The following is a 1,352-nucleotide window of genomic DNA, read 5'->3' as shown; positions in this document are numbered from 1 at the left end:
CGCAGCAACAATGCGCCGCTGTCGCTGGTGGTGCGGTGGCCGCTCAGCTCGACACGGACAGAGCCGTTGCATGAGGGCGTCCAGGTCGTTAGGGTTTCACCCATGGCGAGTGGTCCTCTTGAATCGTGTTCTGACAGGAACATCCTGATTCTACAAGAGAAAACCACTCGCCATCTTCGTTTTCAGGTCGGCCTCATGAATAAGCCGGGCTAACAGTTTGGCGTGCCTTGTAGAGGCGATGAAGTGTTAACGCGAACATCACCACCATCAACTCGATGGCCACTGTCAGGCCAAGTGTCATCACTAGCCTGATGTTGTGCTTGTCTCCAGCCAGCGTGGCCCGACCAGTATCAGTTTGAGCAGCGGCAGCACGCCTTGCAGGTACGCCGGAGCGAAGTAGATAGCGGGATTTCTGATTTTGATGGTCACGAGCAACGCACCAATCATGACCGCCATCGACGCCAACTCCACCGGATGGCTTCTCAGTATCGACAGCCACGATTCACTTGGCACTGCCAATTCTATGCCACCCTCGGCGTAGCATCCCGCCGATACCAAGGTGGCGGATAGCAATACTGCAACGCCAATGCTCCATTTCTTCATGTTGATCTCATTCCCTGATGATCACGATGGTTAGTATTGCTTGGCTGATACTAGCGGCCCCCATTCGATGGCCAAGCCGTCGCTGCCGCTAGATGTAGGATGCCGGATGATCGGGTTTCACAACGAAGCTACCCTTTGTTAGCCTCTCGTGAGCTCATCAAGCAATTTATTCAGGAAAGGCTTCATGGACATCAAGCTGCATAAGCAAGCGACGACGACACCGAAAATTCGTGCCGACATCCAAGCAGCTCCTGCCGGCATGACCAACAAAGATCTCGCTCGTCAGTTTGGGGTCAGCGTCTCAACCATCCAGCGCTGGCGTTACCGCAATAATGTCCAGGATCGTTCCCACACCCGCCATAACCTACTGGCGACTCTAACCCCAGAACAGGAAGAGGTAGTCATCGCCGCTCGTGAACTACTACGCCTGGGGCTCGATGATCTACTTGTCGTTGCTCGTGAATTCCTGAACCCCAATCTGTCACGTTCCGCGCTTCAGCGCATGCTCAAACGACGTGATGTACCGACTCTCGCCAAGTTGGCGCGTCGAGATGCGGAAGAGGACGAGAAGCCCAAGTATCGGCCTTTCAAGGATTATGAGCCCGGGTATGTGCACATTGATATCAAGCACCTACCCCAAATGCCTGACGAAGATCAGAAGCGTTATCTCTACGTCGCGATTGATCGTGCCACTCGCTGGGTGTATCTGGAGGTCAGATCAAGTCAATCTGCAAAGGACGCCCGGGCGT

Annotated in this window: 2 protein-coding genes; one reads left to right on the top strand and one right to left on the bottom strand. The window is 54.4% G+C overall.

Translation table 11 applies throughout. From position 1 onward, the window contains the following. Window positions 1-303: 303 nt before the first annotated feature. The gene (locus tag BF12_RS0115440; protein ID WP_024953053.1) at window positions 304-603 is read right to left on the bottom strand and encodes a hypothetical protein; all 300 of its coding nucleotides are present in this window, start codon (window positions 601-603) and stop codon (window positions 304-306) included. A 184-nt stretch (window positions 604-787) separates the two neighbouring features. Between BF12_RS0115440 and BF12_RS0115435 the strand changes: the two genes are divergently transcribed. Next, window positions 788-1,352 (top strand): helix-turn-helix domain-containing protein (locus BF12_RS0115435; RefSeq protein ID WP_024953052.1); only part of this gene is annotated, 565 nt, incomplete at its 3' end.

Origin of the sequence: Cobetia crustatorum, assembly GCF_000591415.1 — a bacterium.
In the GTDB taxonomy this organism is placed as follows: domain Bacteria; phylum Pseudomonadota; class Gammaproteobacteria; order Pseudomonadales; family Halomonadaceae; genus Cobetia; species Cobetia crustatorum.
The sequence above is the reverse complement of the archived record's forward strand: the minus strand, read 5'-3'. Positions and strand labels throughout refer to the sequence as shown.